Here is an 18,673-nt window from a genome sequence, read left to right as displayed (position 1 = left end):
TTTGTTGCAAAGTATTAAGCGTTTGCAACAACTAATTATACATTTGCTGCAAATGCTTAAGCCTTTCTTATATATGGAAGAACATTTGTTGCAAACGTTCAAACTTTGATAACTAATGTTTAAATTTGAGCGATGTCTACAGAGACGTAAGACTGAAAAACAATTTAGAGAGGTGGAAATACTGTTCGGTTAAGGTAGGAGACGCGATGAATCGCCGTCTCTACAAGACGCGGTTAACACGTCTTTACAACATCCACTAACCGAATTAATAAATCTCGCACTGCGTTTCTATCCCGCCTCGGAATGAATTCCGAGTCTCATAGCTAAAGTCCACTTAAGTGGACTTTAGCTATTAGCCCTGAACTTTAGTTCTGGGCGGGATATCGGTAAGTGTGACAGCTTAACTCTGACAAAAATGTGTGTAAAAGAGTTGAAACCGCTATTTATTTAGAAGTGATCAACGACTCTTAACGGAAGGGCGATCGCTTAATTGATTTTTTAATCTTCACAAAAATCGCCTAAAATTCTGGGATTGCTTCTTTACACTACGTTCCGATCGCAATGACAAATTTTGCTTGCGTAAGTCCTGTTTATGTAGGACTTACGCATTGACAAGAAATACCAATTCAAATAATGTTTGCGACACATCAATTATTTGTAAGGGCACAACAATTTTGTGCCCCTACCCATCTGCAATAAGTATATGAACCGAATCATTTTAAGGAAGGGAATGGTTTACTGTGCAAGTGCCAGCACAGCTTGAACTAACTCTTCTGGATTAAGGGGCTTGGTAAGATGCCGTTGATAGCCACTAGTTATGGCTTGCTGGTAATCATCAACTCTGGCATAAGCAGTCAAAGCGATGGCGGGAATGTGTCCCCCTTTTTCCGGGGTTAAAGTTCGGATTTGTTGAATCAGCGAATAACCATCGACTTCGGGCATCCCAATATCACTGACTAAGACATCGGGTTGAAAAGACTCCAGATTTGCCAACACTTCTGCCGCAGAAGAAACAGTCAAGACTGTAGCTCCGTATTCAGCAAGCAATACTGTTAATAGCTCACGGGCATCAGGATCATCATCAACTGTGAGGACTCGAATCCCCGTGAGTTCGAGTGTTTGTTGTGACAACTCATCTATCTGCTTGATTTCCGATTCAACATTCAGCAGTGGCAACTGGACTGTAAAGGTAGCCCCAAAGCCTTCACCAGGGCTATCAGCCGCGATTGTGCCGCCGTGGGCCTCAACTAACTGACGGACGATCGCTAACCCCAATCCTAACCCGCCATACTTGCGAGTAATTGAGACATCTTCTTGACGAAATGATTCAAAAATATACGGGAGAAAGTCAGGGCTAATACCTTTGCCAGTGTCGCTGACGATAATCTGTGCTTGATCGTCAACTTGCTTTAGTCTGATTTCTACCCGTCCGCCTTTGGGAGTAAACTTGATAGCATTAGAAAGTAAATTCCAAACAATCTGTTGCAGACGGTTGGAATCTCCACAAACCTGCCCAATATTCGGCAGTACTGGATGCAATAGTATGGATTTAGCAATAGCTGCTGTACTTACCGTGTCGATCGCACATTCAATAACAGATGCCAGATTCACAGGACTAGCATCAATGCTGAGTTTGCCGCGCAGAATCTTGGCGACATCGAGCAAATCATCAATCAGTTGAGTTTGCAGTTTAACGTTGCGTTCGATGGTGGCTAAGGCTTCAAGTGTTCTAGTTTCATTGAATTTGCGACTTTGTAGCAGTTTTGTCCAGCCAAGAATGGGGTTGAGAGGCGATCGCAATTCGTGGGAGAGAACGGCAAGAAACTCATCTTTGATGCGATTGGCACGTTCTGCTTCAGCCCGCGCGGCCTGCTCTAGCTGGAATAGGCGATCGCGTTCAGCTTCGAGTTGTTTTTGCGCTTCGATATCAGTTGCACTGCCAAACCATTTGACAATTTGACCTTGTTTATCCTTTTGCCCAATTGCTTGGTGTAGATGCCAGCGATAGACACCATCTGAGCGCCGCATACGACCTTCAGCTTGATAAGAAGTACCCTGTTGTGCTGCCTCGCTCCACCGTTGAGCCATAATAATTATATCTTCTGGATGGACAACCTGTTTCCAGGCGAGGGTGTGGGCTTGTTCTGGCGTTAATCCTGTGAATTCCAACCAACGTTGATTGACATCGAGTAACGCTCCTTCTGCGTTGGCTGTCCAGACTAATTGTGGGATTAATTCTGCCAAGCACCGATAGCGTTCCTCGCTTTGGCGTAATGCTTCCTCTACTTGTTTGCGATCGGTGATGTCTTCGGCAATACCTGCAAACCGATAAATCTCTCCTGTTTCATCTCGAAGCCCAAAGCAGCGATCGTGAACCCAGCGAATGCTACCATCGGGTAAAAAAATCCGATATTCTTCATCAAATTTACCTGCGACAGCTTTTTCATGAAAGGCTCTGTGGATCGATTCTCGATCTTCTGGGTGGATACGATCGATCCATGCCTGTTGTCCTTGATACATTTCCTCCGGGTCTAATCCCCACAGTCGTTTGTAGGCAGGACTGACATAGCTGACTCGATTTTCAGCCACTTCTCTGATCCAGAATACTGCATCAATATTTTCTGCAAGCTGCCGAAAACGTTCTTCGCTCTCGCGCAGAGCTTCGGCTGACCGTTTGCGTTCGCTGATATCTATATCAATCCAAGAAATTTTTCCCGTCTTGATGTTCCAGTTCCACGTTCCTATTCGAGAGGCTAACAGTGCCAATCGCAGGCGTTCTTGGCTCTGCCGTAGTTCCGCTTCTACCTGTTGGCGTTCCTTTAATTCACGCTGTGCCTGCTGATACAGTTCTGCCTGCCGCAAGGCAATACTCATCTGAGTTGCCAACTCTTTAAGCAAGTCAATTTCTAAGGGCTGCCAAAATCGAGGGGAGGTACAATGATGAGCAATAAGCAATCCCCAAAACTGGTTATCTTGGAGAATTGGTACAACCAGATTAGCTTTGACTTGAAACTGTGCCAACAATTCACTGTGGCATGGGTCAATATTACTATCATGAATATCTGATACTGCCGTTATTTGCCCCTGATAATAGCGTTCAATATAATTCTTGATAAAGGTGGGATCGTACCTGAGAAGTTGCGTTCGATTTGAGGCAATGTAGTTTTCACTTGGGCACGGATGATACATAGTAGGCGAGAGGAGCGATCGCCACTCTGCCCCAACCGATTCTGCGACTACAGTACCATTGCCGTCAGATTTTAACCGAAAAACCAAGACTCGATCAGTGTGAAGAAATTCTCTAACTTCGGCTACGGTTGTCTGAAGAATTTCATCCAAATTCAGCGATTGGTGAATTTTCTGGGTAATATATAAGACTACGCGCTCTCGTTCAATACGCTGTTGTAGTTGGGTGTGTAGCCGCATTGTTTCAATTGCCCTATTGACTGCTATTTGTAGCCTTTCTGGGGTAATTTGCTCTTTGACAATATAATCTTGGGCGCCCGCTTTGATTGCTTGAACTGCGATCGCTTCATTGCCCTGTGCGGTGACGACAATCACAGGTAGGCAAGGCTGTGGGGTCGAGGGTTGCAATTGAGCCAGAAATTCCAGTCCGTCCAGATCGGGTAGTCGATAATCAAGTAAAACAGCATCTGGCTGATGTCGTTGCCACAGTTCTAGTCCTTGCACCCCTAACGTTGCTTCCAGGATAGTATAGGAATATTCGCGATCGCGCAGCAAATATTGCCGATAGAGGTCTCGATCTTCTGGGGAATCATCGACAATTAAAATGGTGCGCTGTTGCTGAGACATCGTAAATTAATTGAGCGGATAGAGTTAAAGCCCATATTTCGCAGATTATCATAGAGAAATCAGTCTTTTTAAAATAGCGCTAAAATCCTCATTTATATAAAGATTTTGCCATAGTCCTGTTTTATCCAGAAAGGCAGAGGGCAGGAGGCTCAGTTGGAATACTGTCCTCTGTTCTAGTCGTGCGACCAAACGGGTCTTGGGTTTAAGACTCCCACCAAGTTTTTAATTTGATGGCTTCTTTTCAGGAGGGGTTTGAATCCTATAGCTGAAAAGAACCTTCTGCCTTCCTCAAGACTCTGGGAAATGTGTGTGATTCATACTCTCTGACTCTATACAGCAGAATTCAGAATTCAGGAGTAAAAAAATGAAGAATAAATCCTCTTAAAGCTAGGTGAGCAAATTCTTTGGCTGCGTTATTATCAATAGCGCAGTAAATGTGCTTTTGTTGTCCACGCTGCTATGGTAGTAAAATCGTTACATTAATTAATGCTTGAACACAATATTATCGTCGTTGGAACATCAGCCGGTGGAGTTGAGGCGCTAACTTATCTAGTCAAGAATTTGCCGTCCGATCTCAATGCTGCTGTGATTATAGTTCTTCATGTATCCAGTTACAGCACGAGTGTTCTGCCAAAAATATTAAGTCGCGCTGGCAACTTACCAGTGTCTCACGCTCAGGACGGCGAAGCTATTGTTCATGGTTGGATTTATGTTGCTCCGTCTGACTACCACTTACTGGTAGAACAAGGATATTTACGTTTGGCGCGGGGAGCAAAAGAAAACCGTTGTCGTCCCGCCATTGATCCATTGTTTCGCAGTGCAGCGCGAACCTATGGGCAGCGAGTGATTGCTGTGCTGTTAACAGGTATGCTTGACGACGGCACGGCGGGACTAATGGCTGTAAAAATGCGGGGCGGTGTGGCAATTGTCCAAAATCCCGACAATGCTTTGTATCCTGATATGCCACGTAATGCGATCAATAATGTAGATGATATTGACCATATCGTGCCACTTTCAGATATTCCTTCTATTTTGGTAGCTTTAGTTAATATACCAATGGAAATAGAACCAGAAAACCCCATACCTAGCCAGATGGAGTTTGAAACTGAAATAGCGCAATTGAATTTAAAAGCAGTAGAAAATGAAAGCGATCGACCTGGTAAACCATCAACCTTTGGCTGTCCTGACTGCGGTGGTATTCTCTGGGAAGTCAAAGAGGGAAATTTATTGCGCTTCCGGTGTCGCACGGGTCATGCTTATTCAGCAAAAACTTTGCTAGCCACGCAGTCTGATGCCATAGAGGAGGCGCTATGGATCGCTTTGAGGGCATTGGAAGAGAAAGCTTCTTTATCACATCGCATGGCTTCAAGAATGGAGGCTCGCAATCTACCATTGGCAGCACAAAGATTGAAAGAAGAGGCGCACTCTGCTCTTGAGCGCTCCGCCATTATTCGAGAAGTGCTATTGAAAGACAATGCAAACACAGGTGTTGATTAAAGCTGTGTATCTGCGTGGATTGTATTAGGTTAGATATCAAGGCGATGTCTACGGCAAGCTGGCTAAAAAGCATCTAAGCATAGTATGCTATCATGTCCGATTACTTAATTAAACCCGAAGAACCACACCAGCAGGCTCTAACTTCTACTCATCGCTCAAAGTTTCAATCAATAACTCTACCTGTTGCTGTCGCTGCTGCAAAAAACTTTCGCACTGACGCAAATACTCAACAGCACTAGCAAATTGCTCAAACACAGCTTCCAAATCCAACTCACCCGCCTCAATGCGAGCGATAATTCCCTCTATTTCAGCAACCTTTGCCTCATAATTCCAACCTTCCTCAGAACTAGAAGCACTCTTACGTTTAACCATTCAACTCTTGGCGTCCTTGGCGTCTTGGTGAATCAGCGCTGTAGGCGACTGTGAACCCGGAGGGCGGTTCGTTTACTTCCATAACCTTCACTTTAACTTCACCCTGCCCCAACTGAATCAACAAATCTTCTCCCACAGTCAACTCCGCCGCAGAACGAGCGATCGCTCCATCTTCCCGCCTCACCACCGCATAACCACGCTGTAACACAGCTTTCGGGTCAAGACTAGCTAACTTTTGCCGCAATAACTCTAAATGCTGCGTTGCTTGCTGCGATCGCCCCATCGTAATTTGCACCAAATGCTGACGCTTCCAACCTAACTTGTCCACCTCCAGCTGCACTTGCCGATCTAACCGCAAACGTCGCAAACGATTTCGCAATACTTGCAGTTTATTAAAAGAATTTTCCCCAAAATCATGCACCGCCTCATGTAAAGCCACAACTCGCCCCCGATGCTGAGTATACAACTCTGAAAGTGATGGCACAACAAGTTCTGCCGCCGCAGTCGGTGTATGCACACAAGCATCTGCAACTAAATCTGCTAAAGATTCATCTCGTTGATGGCCGATACCAGTAATTACAGGAATGGAACAAGTAGCTAGCGATCGCACCACTCGTTCATCATTAAAGCAAGCTAATTCTTCAACAGCGCCACCACCCCGCGATAAAATTAGCACTTCGGCGCGTCCATCTCTTTCTACCCGCTCAATTGCTTTGACGATAGATTCCGGTGCTTGCTCACCTTGTACTGTTGCGGGAGAAAATAAAACCTGTAAACCTGGATACCTTTGTCTGAGAGTTTTTTGAATATCACCCCAAGCAGCAGCCGTTGGTGAAGTGACGACAGCGATCGTTTGGGGGTGAGTTGGAAGCGATCGCTTTCTTTGCGCGTCGAACAACCCTTCAGCCAGCAAGCGATTTTTGAGTTGTTGATAGCGCAACGCCTGTAAACCAACACCAGCAGGTAGAGTCTGCCAAACTGATAACTGATACTCTCCCCGTTGCGGATACAGGCGAATACTACCCAAAATGATTATCTGCTCACCGGGAACGGGTATCTGGGCGAGTTTTGGCAGTTGGCTATTCCATACCACACACTTAATTCCGGTGGTGCGATCGGTATCTTGCAGCGTAAAAAATAAACCACTGCGATGGTGGTTAGCGCTGGAGACTTCGCCAGTTACCCAAACTTGCCGCAATTGTTCATCTTGCTCTAACAGCAAGCGGATATAGTCAGTTAATCCAGAAACTGAAAGTGCAGTATCGAGAATCAGAGAGTCGGGAAGGTCGAAAGTCATCAAAGATGCCTAAAAGCATTTGTGCTGGAGCGATTCTAGCATTTTGATGAAAACAAAAGTTTATGTCAGTAAACGCTTTAATCTTTTGTAGACATCATCATCATTGCGCTTACCGACTAAAATCACTTCTATTAAATCTTGCTCAGGAAAATACCTGTAAACAATTCGATATTCACCACTATCAACTCGATATAAATCCTGATAACCAGATAGCTGCTTACTATCAGTGGGTAAAGGCTCAACATTCAAAGCCAAAACCTTTTTTGCAATCTGTGCTGCTATTTTAGGCTGTAAACCATTAAGGAAATCAAGAACAGTTGCTAGACCATCAAGCTTCGCCATTAGCTAAATGCTCTAGTGCAGATGTAAAAGCCTCTGTACCAATCATTTGGGACTGACTCAGCGCAACTTCAGCAGCTTGACCGAAAACCATATCCTCTAATTCTTCCAACCGATTAATTAATTTTTGGTAGCTCTCGGCTGAAATAATCACATGGCTAGGCCGTGATTGCTTGGTTAGCAGAACTGGCTCAATAGCAGCCTTGTCAAAAACCTCAGCGTGTTTGTTACGAGCATCAGTCAGAGTGTAGGTCTGCATAGCGACTTTGACTATTTTAGACATTATGACTATATTTTAGCAGATAACTCTTCTCATCTCAATTTTGGCTGAAGATAATACACTGTTCATTATTAAATATTAGATTTTTCAGTGCGTCTTAAAGCAATAGGTAATTACATTATTTGGTTTAATCTTTCAGAGACTGGAGTAACTGGCTAGGACGTGCCATCTTCACAGCAACATAAAGTTCCGGATAATTAACAAATATATAGTGTTCATACTTGTACCAATGCATTTCACCCTTTTCTTTGTTACAAACCTGGCAAATAACCCATAAATTCTTGAATTCCATTGATAACCAAGGATACTGCGATCGAGGTAGCTTGTGATCTATGGTCTTACCACCTTTGTCAGAGTAGTGATATCCACAAATTGGACAGTACCAATTAGAATTTTCTCTCACCCAATCTTTACTATCTGGAGTTGTACCGCACTCATAATCACCATTAATATAGCGCCAATAATCGAATTTCCTATAAGTTTCAAAATCTTCATGAGTTAGCCTGTGATATCGCTTGTTACCAATTGTGTCCGCAAGCTCAAATAATTCTTTAAGTTCTTTATCTTCAATGTTAACCATATTTATTGCTAAACCTTTACTGTTCTATATGTCTTGTGATTAGGCTTTTTTTTGTATTTAATATTAGTATTTTGACTAAAATCAATAAATTCAATGTCTGTCTCAGGAAACTGCTTATCAATTTCTTCTGCTACCTCGTTAACTTTTTTAGATAAGCTTTGGTTATAGTCGTTTATTTCTTGATTCGTGAGATATTTATTGCCAATCCGATCAGCCTCGATAAATAATTCTTCAAGCGTGAGTTCCTCTACTTGATACTTATTTAGAAGTTCCTCTATTTTTTGATAAAAATTAACAACATTATCCCAGCCAATATTTTTATAAAAGTTTTCTTTTAACCAAGTTTGGTCTTTCTTATGAAGCTTGCTCCGATTATTTGAGTTGGCGAGTTGAACAACCCGATAACTCATACCTCTAAAATTCCTTTTTTTACCTTTTTGCTCACTCATATATTCAGTGTTTTAGCCTAAAGTCCATTTGAAAAAAGTAATTACTGCTTTCCGTATTTCACTATCTTCATATTTAAGGATTTCTTTAGTATTTATTGCTAGTTTAAGTTTAATTTGATCGACTAAATTTTTTAGAGATTTATTATCTTTTTTAAGTTCTTCATTAACTTCGGTTAATTTTTTATTTTGAAAAGATATTGTTTTGAGTTCAACTTCTAAAATATTATTTCTTTGAGACAAGGTTTTAATTTCAGCTTCGTATTTTTCTCTTTCCGGTTTTGGATACTTTTTAACTTGGTCAATTTTGGCAGCATATTCCTGCTCCTTTAATTCAATCTCTTTAGTTTTCTTCGTTACCAGACCTTTTTGGGCAGCTTGAAGACGCTGACGCTTAATTAATTCAGAACCAGCAAAAGGCGAAATAGCTCTGCGAATGGTAATTTCATCAGGATTGGTACTAAAATCAATTACTTCCAAAGCACGCATAGCATCTGCTTTTGTCCATCCCTCATTTTCAAGTAGCTTAATAGACTGTGATTTATTCACGTTTGCTGAAGATATTTTATGTAATTTATGTTACTATGATATCAATACATTATATCCATGCCAATAAGCCGGATTCAAGCATAGCAGTAACTTTACTAGACTTATCGATGCTGAAGACTACTTAGTTTTTTGTTGTGGTATCGAGATTTGACGAGCGATGTCTACGACGGGCGTAGCTGCGGCACCACGATAGAGGTTTTCTCTCTCCAAAATAAAGCAGTCTCATTATGTACAGTGCATAAGGCTGAGTTGTTTAGATAATTTTTTGTTGAAAACCCCTTGCTTACCCAGCCAAAAAAAGCTATCTCTATAATGCAAGTTGGTATCATTGTGCAAGGCTACCCTAATCTGGTAGCGATCGAGTTACGATCTTGTTACACCCTTTTTTTGATTTGAGAAGTCCTATTCCAGAATTTTCTGGTTAAAATAGTATATCTGTTCTACTCAAACTCCCAGAGCAACACTCCTTAAAACCATATATTAAGAGGCATTAGACGCAGGAATGGCTATCAACACCGATACTTCAGGCAAGCAAAAAGCGCTAACTATGGTGCTTAACCAGATTGAGCGCAGCTTTGGTAAAGGAGCAATCATGCGCCTGGGCGATGCTACCCGGATGCGGGTGGAGACAATTTCCAGTGGGGCGCTCACCCTAGATTTAGCATTGGGTGGTGGTTTACCCAAAGGGCGGGTAATTGAAATTTATGGGCCGGAAAGTTCTGGTAAGACTACAGTAGCGCTACATGCGCTCGCCGAAGTGCAAAGAAATGGCGGTATTGCAGCCTTTGTTGATGCAGAACACGCCCTTGATCCCACTTATGCTGCGGCATTGGGTGTAGATATCGACAATTTGCTGATTTCCCAACCTGACACAGGCGAATCAGCTTTGGAAATTGTCGATCAGCTTGTTCGTTCTGCTGCGGTTGATATTGTAGTCATTGACTCAGTAGCAGCACTGGTTCCCCGTGCTGAAATTGAAGGCGATATGGGTGATGCTCACGTTGGTCTGCAAGCGCGATTAATGAGCCAAGCTCTACGTAAAATTACTGGCAATATCGGTAAATCTGGTTGTACAGTAATTTTCATCAACCAGTTACGGCAAAAAATTGGTGTTACCTACGGTAGCCCAGAAACTACTACTGGCGGTAACGCATTGAAGTTTTACGCTTCGGTGCGCTTGGATATTCGCCGAATTCAAACCTTGAAAAAAGGTACAGATGAATATGGTAATCGCGTTAAAGTCAAAGTCGCTAAAAATAAAGTAGCGCCGCCTTTTAGAATAGCGGAATTTGACATTATTTTTGGTAAAGGTATTTCTACCTTGGGTTGTGTTGTTGACTTAGCAGAAGAAACTGGCATTATTGTCCGCAAAGGAGCTTGGTATAGTTACAACGGCGATAATATCTCCCAAGGACGAGACAACGCCATTAAGTATCTAGAAGAAAAGCCTGAATTCGCTGAGGAAATTAAGAAACTGGTGCGAGAAAAGCTAGATAAAGGTGCTGTTGTTTCTGCTAACTCTGTAGCTAAAGCCAGTGAAGAAGATGAAGAGGATGAAGTCGATTTAGAGCCAGAAGAATAAGGAATGCGGATTTATTTATCTGCAACTTTTAATACGTAGTGGGTTATATAGATAGCTAACCCACGTTTTCCAAAGTATTGATGAGTTATAGCAAGCAAGCCTTAGAAAATGATTGCCACTATATGGAGAGCAATCATTTTATTTTTATGGCGTTTGTCCTTGGAATCAGTTAAAAGAAGGAACACAACCTTTTTTTTCCCCTACGAATTGTGTATACTTCACACAATTGAAAATTGCGATAATTTCCAATTTTTTAGCTGGAATTCTATGGTATTTGTCTGCTAAAAAAGCGGTCTAAAATTTCTGATTTCTGTTCTGAACTGAAGTTGTCATAGCAATGTTCAAACTTTTCAACTAATCCAGAATTTCTGAAAATCTCTGAATTATCATCTAGTTTTTCAGTCAAAGGTTTTGGCATGTTATGGGGATAAGTAAGTATTTCTACTAGATTCTCCCTCTTTCGATGCATAAGTTGCATCAATAATTCCATTGCTATAGTTGGCAAAACGCGGCATGTAGAATTCATAAAAAAATCAAAAGTCATACTACCTAGACGGATGCGATCGCCATCTTTGAGCTTGATCGACCCAAAAACGCGATCGCCATTCACAAATGAGCCATTGGTGCTGTTGAAGTCTATAAAGTAGAAGCCTTGATCGTCAATATATTGAATGGCAGCGTGGCGACGAGACATATAACTATCAACAATGCAAATACCACTGCTGCGATTACGACCTATTGTCCAGATTTGCTGTGGCTGCCGTAAACTTTGAGTCTGATTGTCGCACAAATTAGTCATCAAATAAACAGCAGAAGTATCCACTACACCATATATGTAAGATGCCTTCTCTCTTGTCAACGACGGTTTAGATAGGTTTTCTAGCTGAAGAATTTCATCTAGAAGGCCGCTATGGTGTTCATACAACTTAAGAAATACCTGATATAAAGTTAATCTCCGTTCTATTTCCGTTTGTGCAAAGTCAGTCATTATACGTAAACCTTGTATTACCTGATTTCGGTTGTGAATATTCTGCTTCAGCCTACAACCAGGGATAATTAATTTTTAACTTTCCGCTACCATCTGAAAACTTGAGTGGCTTAAGAACGTTAGATATTACAATTTTTAAAAGCGAGATTCCCTGTTGTTTCTAGCCATGAAAAGCATGGAAACATCTAAAAAAAAGTATTATGATGCTTTATTGTTTATTGTAAATAATCATTTGTTGTTTGTAACAGATACAAATTATAAATATTTGATGAAGAATAGCTAATTATCTACGTATTTTTGCTAGGCATGGGATATTTATTAATATTTGCAAGAGCGATGACTATCGTTTAACCCAACTATAACAATCCGGAATTATTCGCGATCAACAAGATACCCGACAACTTTTAGGATGTCGGGTATCTCCAGATTTGGTTGCAATTTTTATAAGTTAAATAAATAGGGTTACCATATCATATCTATTTGGTCAGTTATGAATAAATCTGAGTTTTCTCGATAAGAATAAGGGCTGATTTATCTAAGCTCATAAGAAAAATAGAAGGCTTGTGAGCTTAGATAAAACAATACAGTTGAGTTTAAGACTTGACTTAAGCCCCCTTAAAAAAGAGGGAACTAGTACCGCGAGGCGGAAGTCAAAAGCCAAAAGTCAAAAGTCACATATACTTTAATTTTGGGCTTTCTGACTGTAATGAAATGGTAGGTTTATTTCCGCCTTGCGGTACTAGTCTGAGAAGCAGGGCAAGCAAGTAATTCTCAAATATTAAACTTTCAACTTATAACAAGCCTCGTTTCCCATTGGGGCGGATGGTCATCCAATTTGTTTTTGCTAGTGCAAGCTGCTCATCAGAAATTTTAGCACTGGTGAGATTAGCACCACACAGATTAGCTCCTCGGAGGTTAGCATTACTAAGACAAGCATTACTGAGGTCTGCGCCTCGCAGGTCTGCCCCTTCTAAATCAGCATGGTTAAGGTATGCTTTGCTCAAATTAGCATCCTTGAGATTTGCTCGAGTGAGACTGGCTCTGCCAAAGTCACTATTGTGAAGATTAGCTCCCTGGAGATTGGTTTTTTGCAATTGAGTGGAATGGAAATTTGTTTGGGATAAGTCAGCACCTTGCAGATTCAGCAAACTTAAATTGTGTAGAGCAAAATCTCGTCTTCCTTTCTGATAAGCAGTTAATAAACCTTGGGTATCTAATTTACGCTCAACTTTAGAAGTTTTAGCTTGTGAACTATTACTGTTGCTGTTAACAAAAGTCGTTGATTTGGCCATCCCAGAACCCTGGTGTGATCCAGATGCTTCCTCTGCTGCCTTGGCTCGTCTAGCGCGAATTGCTGCCGCTACCTGTGCCACTCCTGTACTAGTAGCAGCAGAAGAGTTGTTATATAAAACAGCAGAATTTTCCAGATGGTTGTGTGTTCGCTCTTTAGACCCATTATCTGATTTAATTAATAAACCCTTTGCTAAACTTTCTAAATATGGTTCTATTGCCAATGCTCTAAGAACTTCTGTCGCTGACTGATAGCGATTACGTACAGACACCTCCAACATTTTTCGCAATACATTGCCTAAGTGGTCACTCACATGCACAAGTTGCTCCCACATCATCTCGCCAGTGTTGGGATTGTAATCTAAATCTTTAGGAGTTTTGCTAGTCAGTAAATAAATGCATGTCACCCCCAGTGCATAGATATCACTAGCGTAGACTGGACGCATAGCCATTTGCTCTGGAGGTGCAAAACCAGGAGTACCAATAGCATAAGCGGTTAATGCTGTCTGCCCTGATGGACTTGTCGCACTTTGGCTGATTTGGTTTTTGACGGCACCAAAGTCGATGAGTACCATTCTGGCATCTTGAGTGCGGCGAATTAAGTTGGCTGGTTTGATATCACGGTGAATTACCTTTTGATCGTGGATGTATTGCAATAGTGGCAAAATCTCGCTCAAAAATTGCTTGACTCCAGTTTCGCTTAAGATGCCGTTAAGTTTGATCTCTTCCTGTAAGGTATCACCACTGATGTATTCTTGAACTAAATAGAATTGTTCATGATCTTCAAAATAGTCTAACAATCTGGGTACTTGGGGATGATTGCCAATCTTACCTAAAGTTTTGGCTTCTCGTTCAAAGAGTTCTCTGGCCATCTGTAAAACGTGTGGAGCGCTTCCTGATGGGCGTAATTGTTTGATTACGCAACTCGGTTCTCCTGGTAAGCCTTGATCGTTGGCTAAGAAGGTAGCTCCAAAGCCACCTTGACCTAATGGTTTGATCACCTGATAGCGATCGCGCAACAGTAGTTGCGAGCCACAAGACTGGCACCTTTGGCTATATACCAAATTTTCTGGATTGGGACAGATAGGATTTAAGCAGTAGCTCATGCACTGTCAACTCGCTGCACGAAGAATCACGGTGAGTTGTTATACTCTCTTTCAATTATTTAGATATTAATCAACTCTTGCCAGGTAATTTTTGCTGGAAATGCTTTGAAGATTTTTTAAAGTTTAGCTAATATTACGTAAATTAGTTGCCAAATAAAAAAATTATTATACTTAGAATGTTAAATTTTAAAGCTATTAAAGGGCGGTGCCTAACGCCAGTTGCTCTACTTGGAGCGAAGTCGAAGTAGTAGCTTGGGGTGATAGGGCAGCATTAGCGCCGCGCTATCGACCTACACCTACAACGGGTATCTCCCCATCTCCTAAAGCTACGGTGTACACACAAGTCGTGAAATTCCACCTGCCACTTGGTTTCGTCCTCTAGCTTTGGGCTGTTAGATTGCTCCGGAAAGCCCGTCATTGCGAGGAGGAACGACGAAGCAATCGCAAAAATTATGGGATTATGCGATTACTTCGCTTTGCTCGTAATGACAATTTTATTAGGTCTAAAAAGCTTGAAACCCTTGCAGATAGCACTTGTGTGTACACCGTATATCTCCTAAAGGGAGAGGCTAGCACTAAAGGATAATAAATATCAGGTTCGGGTGATAACTTATAATAAAATCTATCAATGTAGGTTGGTTGGGTTTTAGCAAGATCCCCGTAGGAATACGGCAGTCAAACCCAACATCAACAAGGATAAAATGTTGGGTTACCCTGCGGAAAACTCCTTCTTTACCAGACGCTGTTCGCGTTCGGGTCTATATTTTTAAAACGCTATTTGTTTGGTTGTCGAGAAACCGCAAGGGCGCAGTGGCTCGCCAACCTACAGATATTATTAAGTGTTTAACCGAACCTGATATAAGACCACACTAACTCCTTTACAGAAAATCGCTGTAGAATTTTGGATGCCCAAGTTTGGAGGCAATTTAGAATCATCTCCATTAGTCGTTAAGAGACTATTAGCTGGCTTTCATATTTACACTAATCAGTTGTTCGAGAAGTGCAAAAACATCACTGCGACTGAGTTTCTCTTTACCACTGGCAAGGGCCTCAAGAGTGCCATTAGCCAACGTTAAGGGAATTTGGCAAAAATCTAAGGCTGGCCCAGTAGGAAGGTTTTTGGTATAAGCTTCTGCCAGGACTAGATTGCGCCGGGCATACTCTTGCATATTTTCTGCACTCCAACCCTCTGGGAAAAAGTCTACACCACGCCCTAAATCTTCAGTATGGTTACGCAGGATATTAACTGCTTGTAAACCCCGGCCAAACCCGATCGCCTGGGTACGGTTGGTTTGCGTTCCATCGTACCAAGTCCATAAGTCCGATAGTAACAATCCGACTGCACCTGCAACCCCAAAGGTATAGCGATCCAAATCAGATTCTGTATAAATTTTCCAGTTTCTTTCAGCCCAGTAAGCCATCCGGTCTGCCATTGCAGCAGTGGCATCCCAAATTCTAGGCGCAATGGTCTCTGGTGCTAGTATCGACCATTCTCTAATCCTCACTGTGACTTCTTCTAAGGTATTCTCATACCCACTAAATTCTGCCAAGAAAGCATCTACCGCAAAGCCATCAACCCCTGCCTGTAATGTCAGGCTAATTGTTCTTAACAGCTTTACTTTAGTAGCGTTATCTAATTCGGGATGATCTTCTATTTCATCAATGGCACGCATACACAAATATGCTGATGCTACTGCTTCTTGTAATCCTGGCGGTAAAACACTAATTGGGATATAAAAAGTTCGGCTAGTTTCTTTGAGGATTTGCAATGCATCTCTACGTAAATTCATGTTTTCACTCCCCGATTGATTTTTGCACCACATGAAGTTTGCAGTTTTTTGATGATACTGGATATAGTTTTGACTAAACTTTAAAAACTATAGACTATAAGATACGCTAGTATTTCATCTAAAAATTAATAGTTTTTGGTGTTGCAATTAACAAAACTCTCAAATTTATCAAAGTCTAATTTAGTATATAGGGTTTTGGTCGCAAAAATCTTTAATGTGCCGTTTGATATAGCTATCATCAAGTTTTAGTGGATATATAAAGAATTATGCTAATATTTGGTTGATTAGTGCGAAATTTTTCTATGAGGAAACATCTATAGTCGGAATTTGAAAGTATTTTAAGTCTGCGTTAAATTGACTAAAAAATTATAATTATTGTATATATAAAGACAATTTAAGAGAAGCTAGTAATGGATAATAGTAAGTGTAAGCACCTTTAGAGGTGAAGAGTGGCATGTCGATGAGTTAGGGTAAGTTATAAATTAGACATAAAAGGCTATAATGCCTGGTTTGGGCTACGTTCACGCTTGAACCATTACAGTGGAAACCTGCTTAGTGTTTAAGGTGGTATCAAGGGACCATAAACAAGAACAAGAAGTTCCCGTATATTTACGAGATTGACAATAAAAAAGTGGGCTGTTTGCCCACCCAATAAAATATTTATGAATTTTGACCTCTTATCTCATATCCGCTTAATTGCTTATTAAACCCGAAGAACCCCACCCCACCAAAGCTATGCTTTGTCTCCCCTCCGGCAAGCGTGGCTACTGTGTATACACAAATCGAGTTGGCAATTAAATGGACAGAAAAGAACGGAAAATTATTTTTAAAATCCTTAATTTTCCGTTATACCTCTATCAATAATCTGACACTATTGATAATCAGCTTTTTACTTGTTTTCTACTGGTGTCAGCCCATTAATCGCTGGGCCGTTGATTACCTTTCCCTGCGTATCAAACCGCGAACCGTGACATGGGCAATCCCAGGTCTTTTCTGAAGAATTCCAGGCGACGATACAGTTGAGGTGAGTACAAATTGCAGAATGTTCGTGCAGTGTGCCGTTTTCATCTCGGTAAGCTGCGACTTTTGTTAAACCATGTAGCACCACTGCGCCTGTACCGGGAGCAACTTTTTCAACGGAATCAACATCGCCTGGTGTGACCCACTTTAAATACTGGGCAGCAACGTTGAGATTCTCAGAGATAAAATCACCGACTCCACCAATTCTCACACGCGATGGGTCATAAAGTTCTGCCCAGCTATTATTTCGCCCTAAAATCAAGTCAGTTAACAGTATCCCCGCGATCGCGCCGTGGGTCATTCCTATGCCTGTATCACCAGTAACAATGTAAACATTTTCCTCATCAAAGGGGTTTTTGCCAATGTAGGCAATACCATCATCAGAATTCATTACCTGTCCCGACCAGCGAAATAAAACCTCTTGTGCGATTGGGAAACGTTCTCGCGTCCACGTTTGGAGTCTAGCATAGCGAGCATCGGCATCGTCCGCTTGCCCGGTTTTGTGGTCTTCACCACCAACAATTAATACATCATATTGTTCGTCAATGCTTTGTAATCTAACGTAGTGGTAGGGGTCGAGGGTATCCCAATAAAGTGCTTTGGGAACAGAACCACGAGGCACTTTTGCACCGATGACAAAAGTGATGTATGGAGCCTGCTTGAAGTGCATAGTGGCTAAGTTACTGATGGGTGAGTTGGTTGCTACTACCACAGCATCGGCTGTCACAACTTTACCACTGCTTGTCTCAACACGGGCGGGTAAACCACCTTGAATTTTTTCTACGTGCGTCCCCGTATAAATTCTACCCCCACGGCGTTCTATGGCTTCTGCAAGTCCAGCTAGATATTTTAATGGATCAAATTGCCCTTGTTGGGGAAAGCGTAGACACACTCCTGTATCAAACCCGGTTAACGGAGCTTTCTTCACCATTTCAACATTAGTTAGTCCAACGCGGTGTGCTGCTTCTAACTCGTGCTGAATCTCGTCTATTGATTTCAAGTCTGGGGGAAAAAGATAGCCGTCAAGTCGCTCAAAGTCACAGTTAATGTTTTCTTGGGTAGCGATCGCCTCTATAGTATTAATTGCTGTTGTATGACTTTGAGCAACCAGTTTTGCACCCTCTTTACCGTGCATTTGCTCCAGTTCGTAGTAACGATAACTCAGCACATTCGATACGTGTGCCGTTGTTCTTGCTGTTTGACCGCCACCAATGGGGCCATCATCCAGCACAACCACTGATTTACCTGCGCGGGTTAACATATAGGCAGTTGACATCCCTGCTATCCCTGCACCGACAACGCACACATCTGCATGAGTATTTTCGGTAAGCACGGGTTGATCTGGTACTTCTGCCGTTGTCATCCAAATAGAAATAGTCTTACCAGAGTCATTTTGCATATTTTTTAGAGTCTTAAGCCTAACTTAATTCTGCTGGAAAGAAGGTTATGAAGGTAAGAGTAATCGGAAACTAGAAGGGAAATGTCAAAATATTTTCCCTTCTATGATTGTGCCTTTATGTGTCTTTCAACCTTTCTACAACCAAGCTAAGATGTGTATTCCAGCTTGTTATTGTATAAGCCTAGACTATTAATTCTAAATAATGTATCTGTATCATGATAGACATCAAAAGGGAGCATCCAGTTTTGGAAGATTTACCATTTATGGGAAAATGTAAAGGGAAATAACCCAGTGCGATCGCTGACAATGAACCAAGAAAAACAAG

15 protein-coding genes are annotated in these 18,673 nt (G+C 41.7%); 3 read left to right on the top strand and 12 right to left on the bottom strand.

What is annotated here, in order from left to right; translation table 11 throughout:
- Positions 1-735: 735 nt before the first annotated feature.
- Positions 736-3,813, bottom strand: coding sequence for a response regulator (locus tag V7K25_RS07190; protein WP_335156441.1), 3,078 nt, complete (start codon positions 3,811-3,813; stop codon positions 736-738).
- Positions 3,814-4,299: 486 nt separating this feature from the next.
- On the opposite strand from V7K25_RS07190, the gene V7K25_RS07185 reads away from it, so the two are divergent.
- Positions 4,300-5,310 (top strand): chemotaxis protein CheB, encoded by a 1,011-nt coding sequence (locus V7K25_RS07185; protein ID WP_335156439.1) that lies wholly within the window; start codon positions 4,300-4,302, stop codon positions 5,308-5,310.
- A gap of 144 nt (positions 5,311-5,454) precedes the next feature.
- Here V7K25_RS07185 and xseB read toward each other — a convergent pair whose 3' ends face one another.
- From xseB to V7K25_RS07150, 7 genes are all read right to left on the bottom strand, one after another.
- Positions 5,455-5,682, bottom strand: a complete 228-nt coding sequence (gene xseB / locus V7K25_RS07180) for an exodeoxyribonuclease VII small subunit (RefSeq protein ID WP_335156437.1) — start codon at positions 5,680-5,682, stop codon at positions 5,455-5,457.
- Positions 5,675-6,979: an exodeoxyribonuclease VII large subunit gene (gene xseA, locus V7K25_RS07175; protein ID WP_335156435.1), complete on the bottom strand. Its 1,305-nt coding sequence runs from the start codon at positions 6,977-6,979 to the stop codon at positions 5,675-5,677. Before xseA ends, xseB begins: the two co-directional genes overlap by 8 nt.
- A 60-nt stretch (positions 6,980-7,039) precedes the next feature.
- Positions 7,040-7,321 (bottom strand): type II toxin-antitoxin system RelE family toxin, encoded by a 282-nt coding sequence (locus tag V7K25_RS07170; RefSeq protein ID WP_335156433.1) that lies wholly within the window; start codon positions 7,319-7,321, stop codon positions 7,040-7,042.
- Positions 7,308-7,601 carry a type II toxin-antitoxin system Phd/YefM family antitoxin gene (locus V7K25_RS07165; protein WP_335156431.1) on the bottom strand — a complete coding sequence of 98 codons (294 nt, stop codon included), beginning with the start codon at positions 7,599-7,601 and terminating at the stop codon, positions 7,308-7,310. Before V7K25_RS07165 ends, V7K25_RS07170 begins: the two co-directional genes overlap by 14 nt.
- Positions 7,602-7,725: 124 nt before the next feature.
- Entirely contained in the window at positions 7,726-8,178 is a 453-nt protein-coding gene (locus V7K25_RS07160; RefSeq protein ID WP_335156429.1) for an HNH endonuclease, read from the bottom strand.
- Positions 8,179-8,186: 8 nt separating this feature from the next.
- Complete coding sequence (locus V7K25_RS07155) at positions 8,187-8,627, bottom strand: hypothetical protein (protein WP_335156427.1); 441 nt, start codon at positions 8,625-8,627, stop codon at positions 8,187-8,189.
- Between the two features lie 12 nt (positions 8,628-8,639).
- Positions 8,640-9,173: a hypothetical protein gene (locus V7K25_RS07150; protein ID WP_335156425.1), complete on the bottom strand. Its 534-nt coding sequence runs from the start codon at positions 9,171-9,173 to the stop codon at positions 8,640-8,642.
- Between the two features lie 502 nt (positions 9,174-9,675).
- Here V7K25_RS07150 and recA point away from each other — a divergent pair.
- The gene (recA, locus tag V7K25_RS07145; RefSeq protein WP_335156423.1) at positions 9,676-10,755 is read left to right on the top strand and encodes a recombinase RecA; all 1,080 of its coding nucleotides are present in this window, start codon (positions 9,676-9,678) and stop codon (positions 10,753-10,755) included.
- A gap of 265 nt (positions 10,756-11,020) precedes the next feature.
- On the opposite strand, the gene V7K25_RS07140 is transcribed toward recA, so the two are convergent.
- The gene (locus tag V7K25_RS07140; RefSeq protein ID WP_335156421.1) at positions 11,021-11,743 is read right to left on the bottom strand and encodes an FHA domain-containing protein; all 723 of its coding nucleotides are present in this window, start codon (positions 11,741-11,743) and stop codon (positions 11,021-11,023) included.
- Between the two features lie 791 nt (positions 11,744-12,534).
- Positions 12,535-14,139 (bottom strand): serine/threonine-protein kinase, encoded by a 1,605-nt coding sequence (locus tag V7K25_RS07135; RefSeq protein WP_335156419.1) that lies wholly within the window; start codon positions 14,137-14,139, stop codon positions 12,535-12,537.
- 205 nt (positions 14,140-14,344) lie between these two features.
- Here V7K25_RS07135 and V7K25_RS07130 point away from each other — a divergent pair, with 205 nt between their 5' ends.
- On the top strand, positions 14,345-14,521 hold the full coding sequence (locus V7K25_RS07130; RefSeq protein WP_335156417.1) for a hypothetical protein: 177 nt from the start codon (positions 14,345-14,347) through the stop codon (positions 14,519-14,521).
- Positions 14,522-15,098: 577 nt separating this feature from the next.
- On the opposite strand, the gene V7K25_RS07125 is transcribed toward V7K25_RS07130, so the two are convergent.
- Together V7K25_RS07125 and V7K25_RS07120 are read right to left on the bottom strand one after the other, a co-directional pair.
- Complete coding sequence (locus V7K25_RS07125; RefSeq protein WP_335156415.1) at positions 15,099-15,929, bottom strand: phytoene/squalene synthase family protein; 831 nt, start codon at positions 15,927-15,929, stop codon at positions 15,099-15,101.
- 889 nt (positions 15,930-16,818) lie between these two features.
- On the bottom strand, positions 16,819-18,348 hold the full coding sequence (locus V7K25_RS07120) for an FAD-dependent oxidoreductase (RefSeq protein ID WP_335156413.1): 1,530 nt from the start codon (positions 18,346-18,348) through the stop codon (positions 16,819-16,821).
- Positions 18,349-18,673 lie beyond the last annotated feature (325 nt).

It is taken from the genome of Nostoc sp., from assembly GCF_036919495.1.
In the GTDB taxonomy this organism is placed as follows: Bacteria; Cyanobacteriota; Cyanobacteriia; order Cyanobacteriales; family Nostocaceae; genus Nostoc.
This window is presented reverse-complemented; position numbering and strand designations above follow the sequence as displayed.

Coding starts and splice junctions, on each gene's coding strand:
- V7K25_RS07190 (WP_335156441.1), bottom strand. CDS start 3,813: ATGTCTCAGCAACAGCGCACCATTTTAATTGTCGATGATTCCCCAGAA.
- xseA (WP_335156435.1), bottom strand. CDS start 6,979: ATGACTTTCGACCTTCCCGACTCTCTGATTCTCGATACTGCACTTTCA.
- recA (WP_335156423.1), top strand. CDS start 9,676: ATGGCTATCAACACCGATACTTCAGGCAAGCAAAAAGCGCTAACTATG.
- V7K25_RS07140 (WP_335156421.1), bottom strand. CDS start 11,743: ATGACTGACTTTGCACAAACGGAAATAGAACGGAGATTAACTTTATAT.
- V7K25_RS07155 (WP_335156427.1), bottom strand. CDS start 8,627: ATGAGTGAGCAAAAAGGTAAAAAAAGGAATTTTAGAGGTATGAGTTAT.
- V7K25_RS07160 (WP_335156429.1), bottom strand. CDS start 8,178: ATGGTTAACATTGAAGATAAAGAACTTAAAGAATTATTTGAGCTTGCG.
- V7K25_RS07185 (WP_335156439.1), top strand. CDS start 4,300: ATGCTTGAACACAATATTATCGTCGTTGGAACATCAGCCGGTGGAGTT.
- xseB (WP_335156437.1), bottom strand. CDS start 5,682: ATGGTTAAACGTAAGAGTGCTTCTAGTTCTGAGGAAGGTTGGAATTAT.
- V7K25_RS07135 (WP_335156419.1), bottom strand. CDS start 14,139: ATGAGCTACTGCTTAAATCCTATCTGTCCCAATCCAGAAAATTTGGTA.
- V7K25_RS07120 (WP_335156413.1), bottom strand. CDS start 18,348: ATGCAAAATGACTCTGGTAAGACTATTTCTATTTGGATGACAACGGCA.
- V7K25_RS07170 (WP_335156433.1), bottom strand. CDS start 7,321: ATGGCGAAGCTTGATGGTCTAGCAACTGTTCTTGATTTCCTTAATGGT.
- V7K25_RS07125 (WP_335156415.1), bottom strand. CDS start 15,929: ATGAATTTACGTAGAGATGCATTGCAAATCCTCAAAGAAACTAGCCGA.
- V7K25_RS07165 (WP_335156431.1), bottom strand. CDS start 7,601: ATGTCTAAAATAGTCAAAGTCGCTATGCAGACCTACACTCTGACTGAT.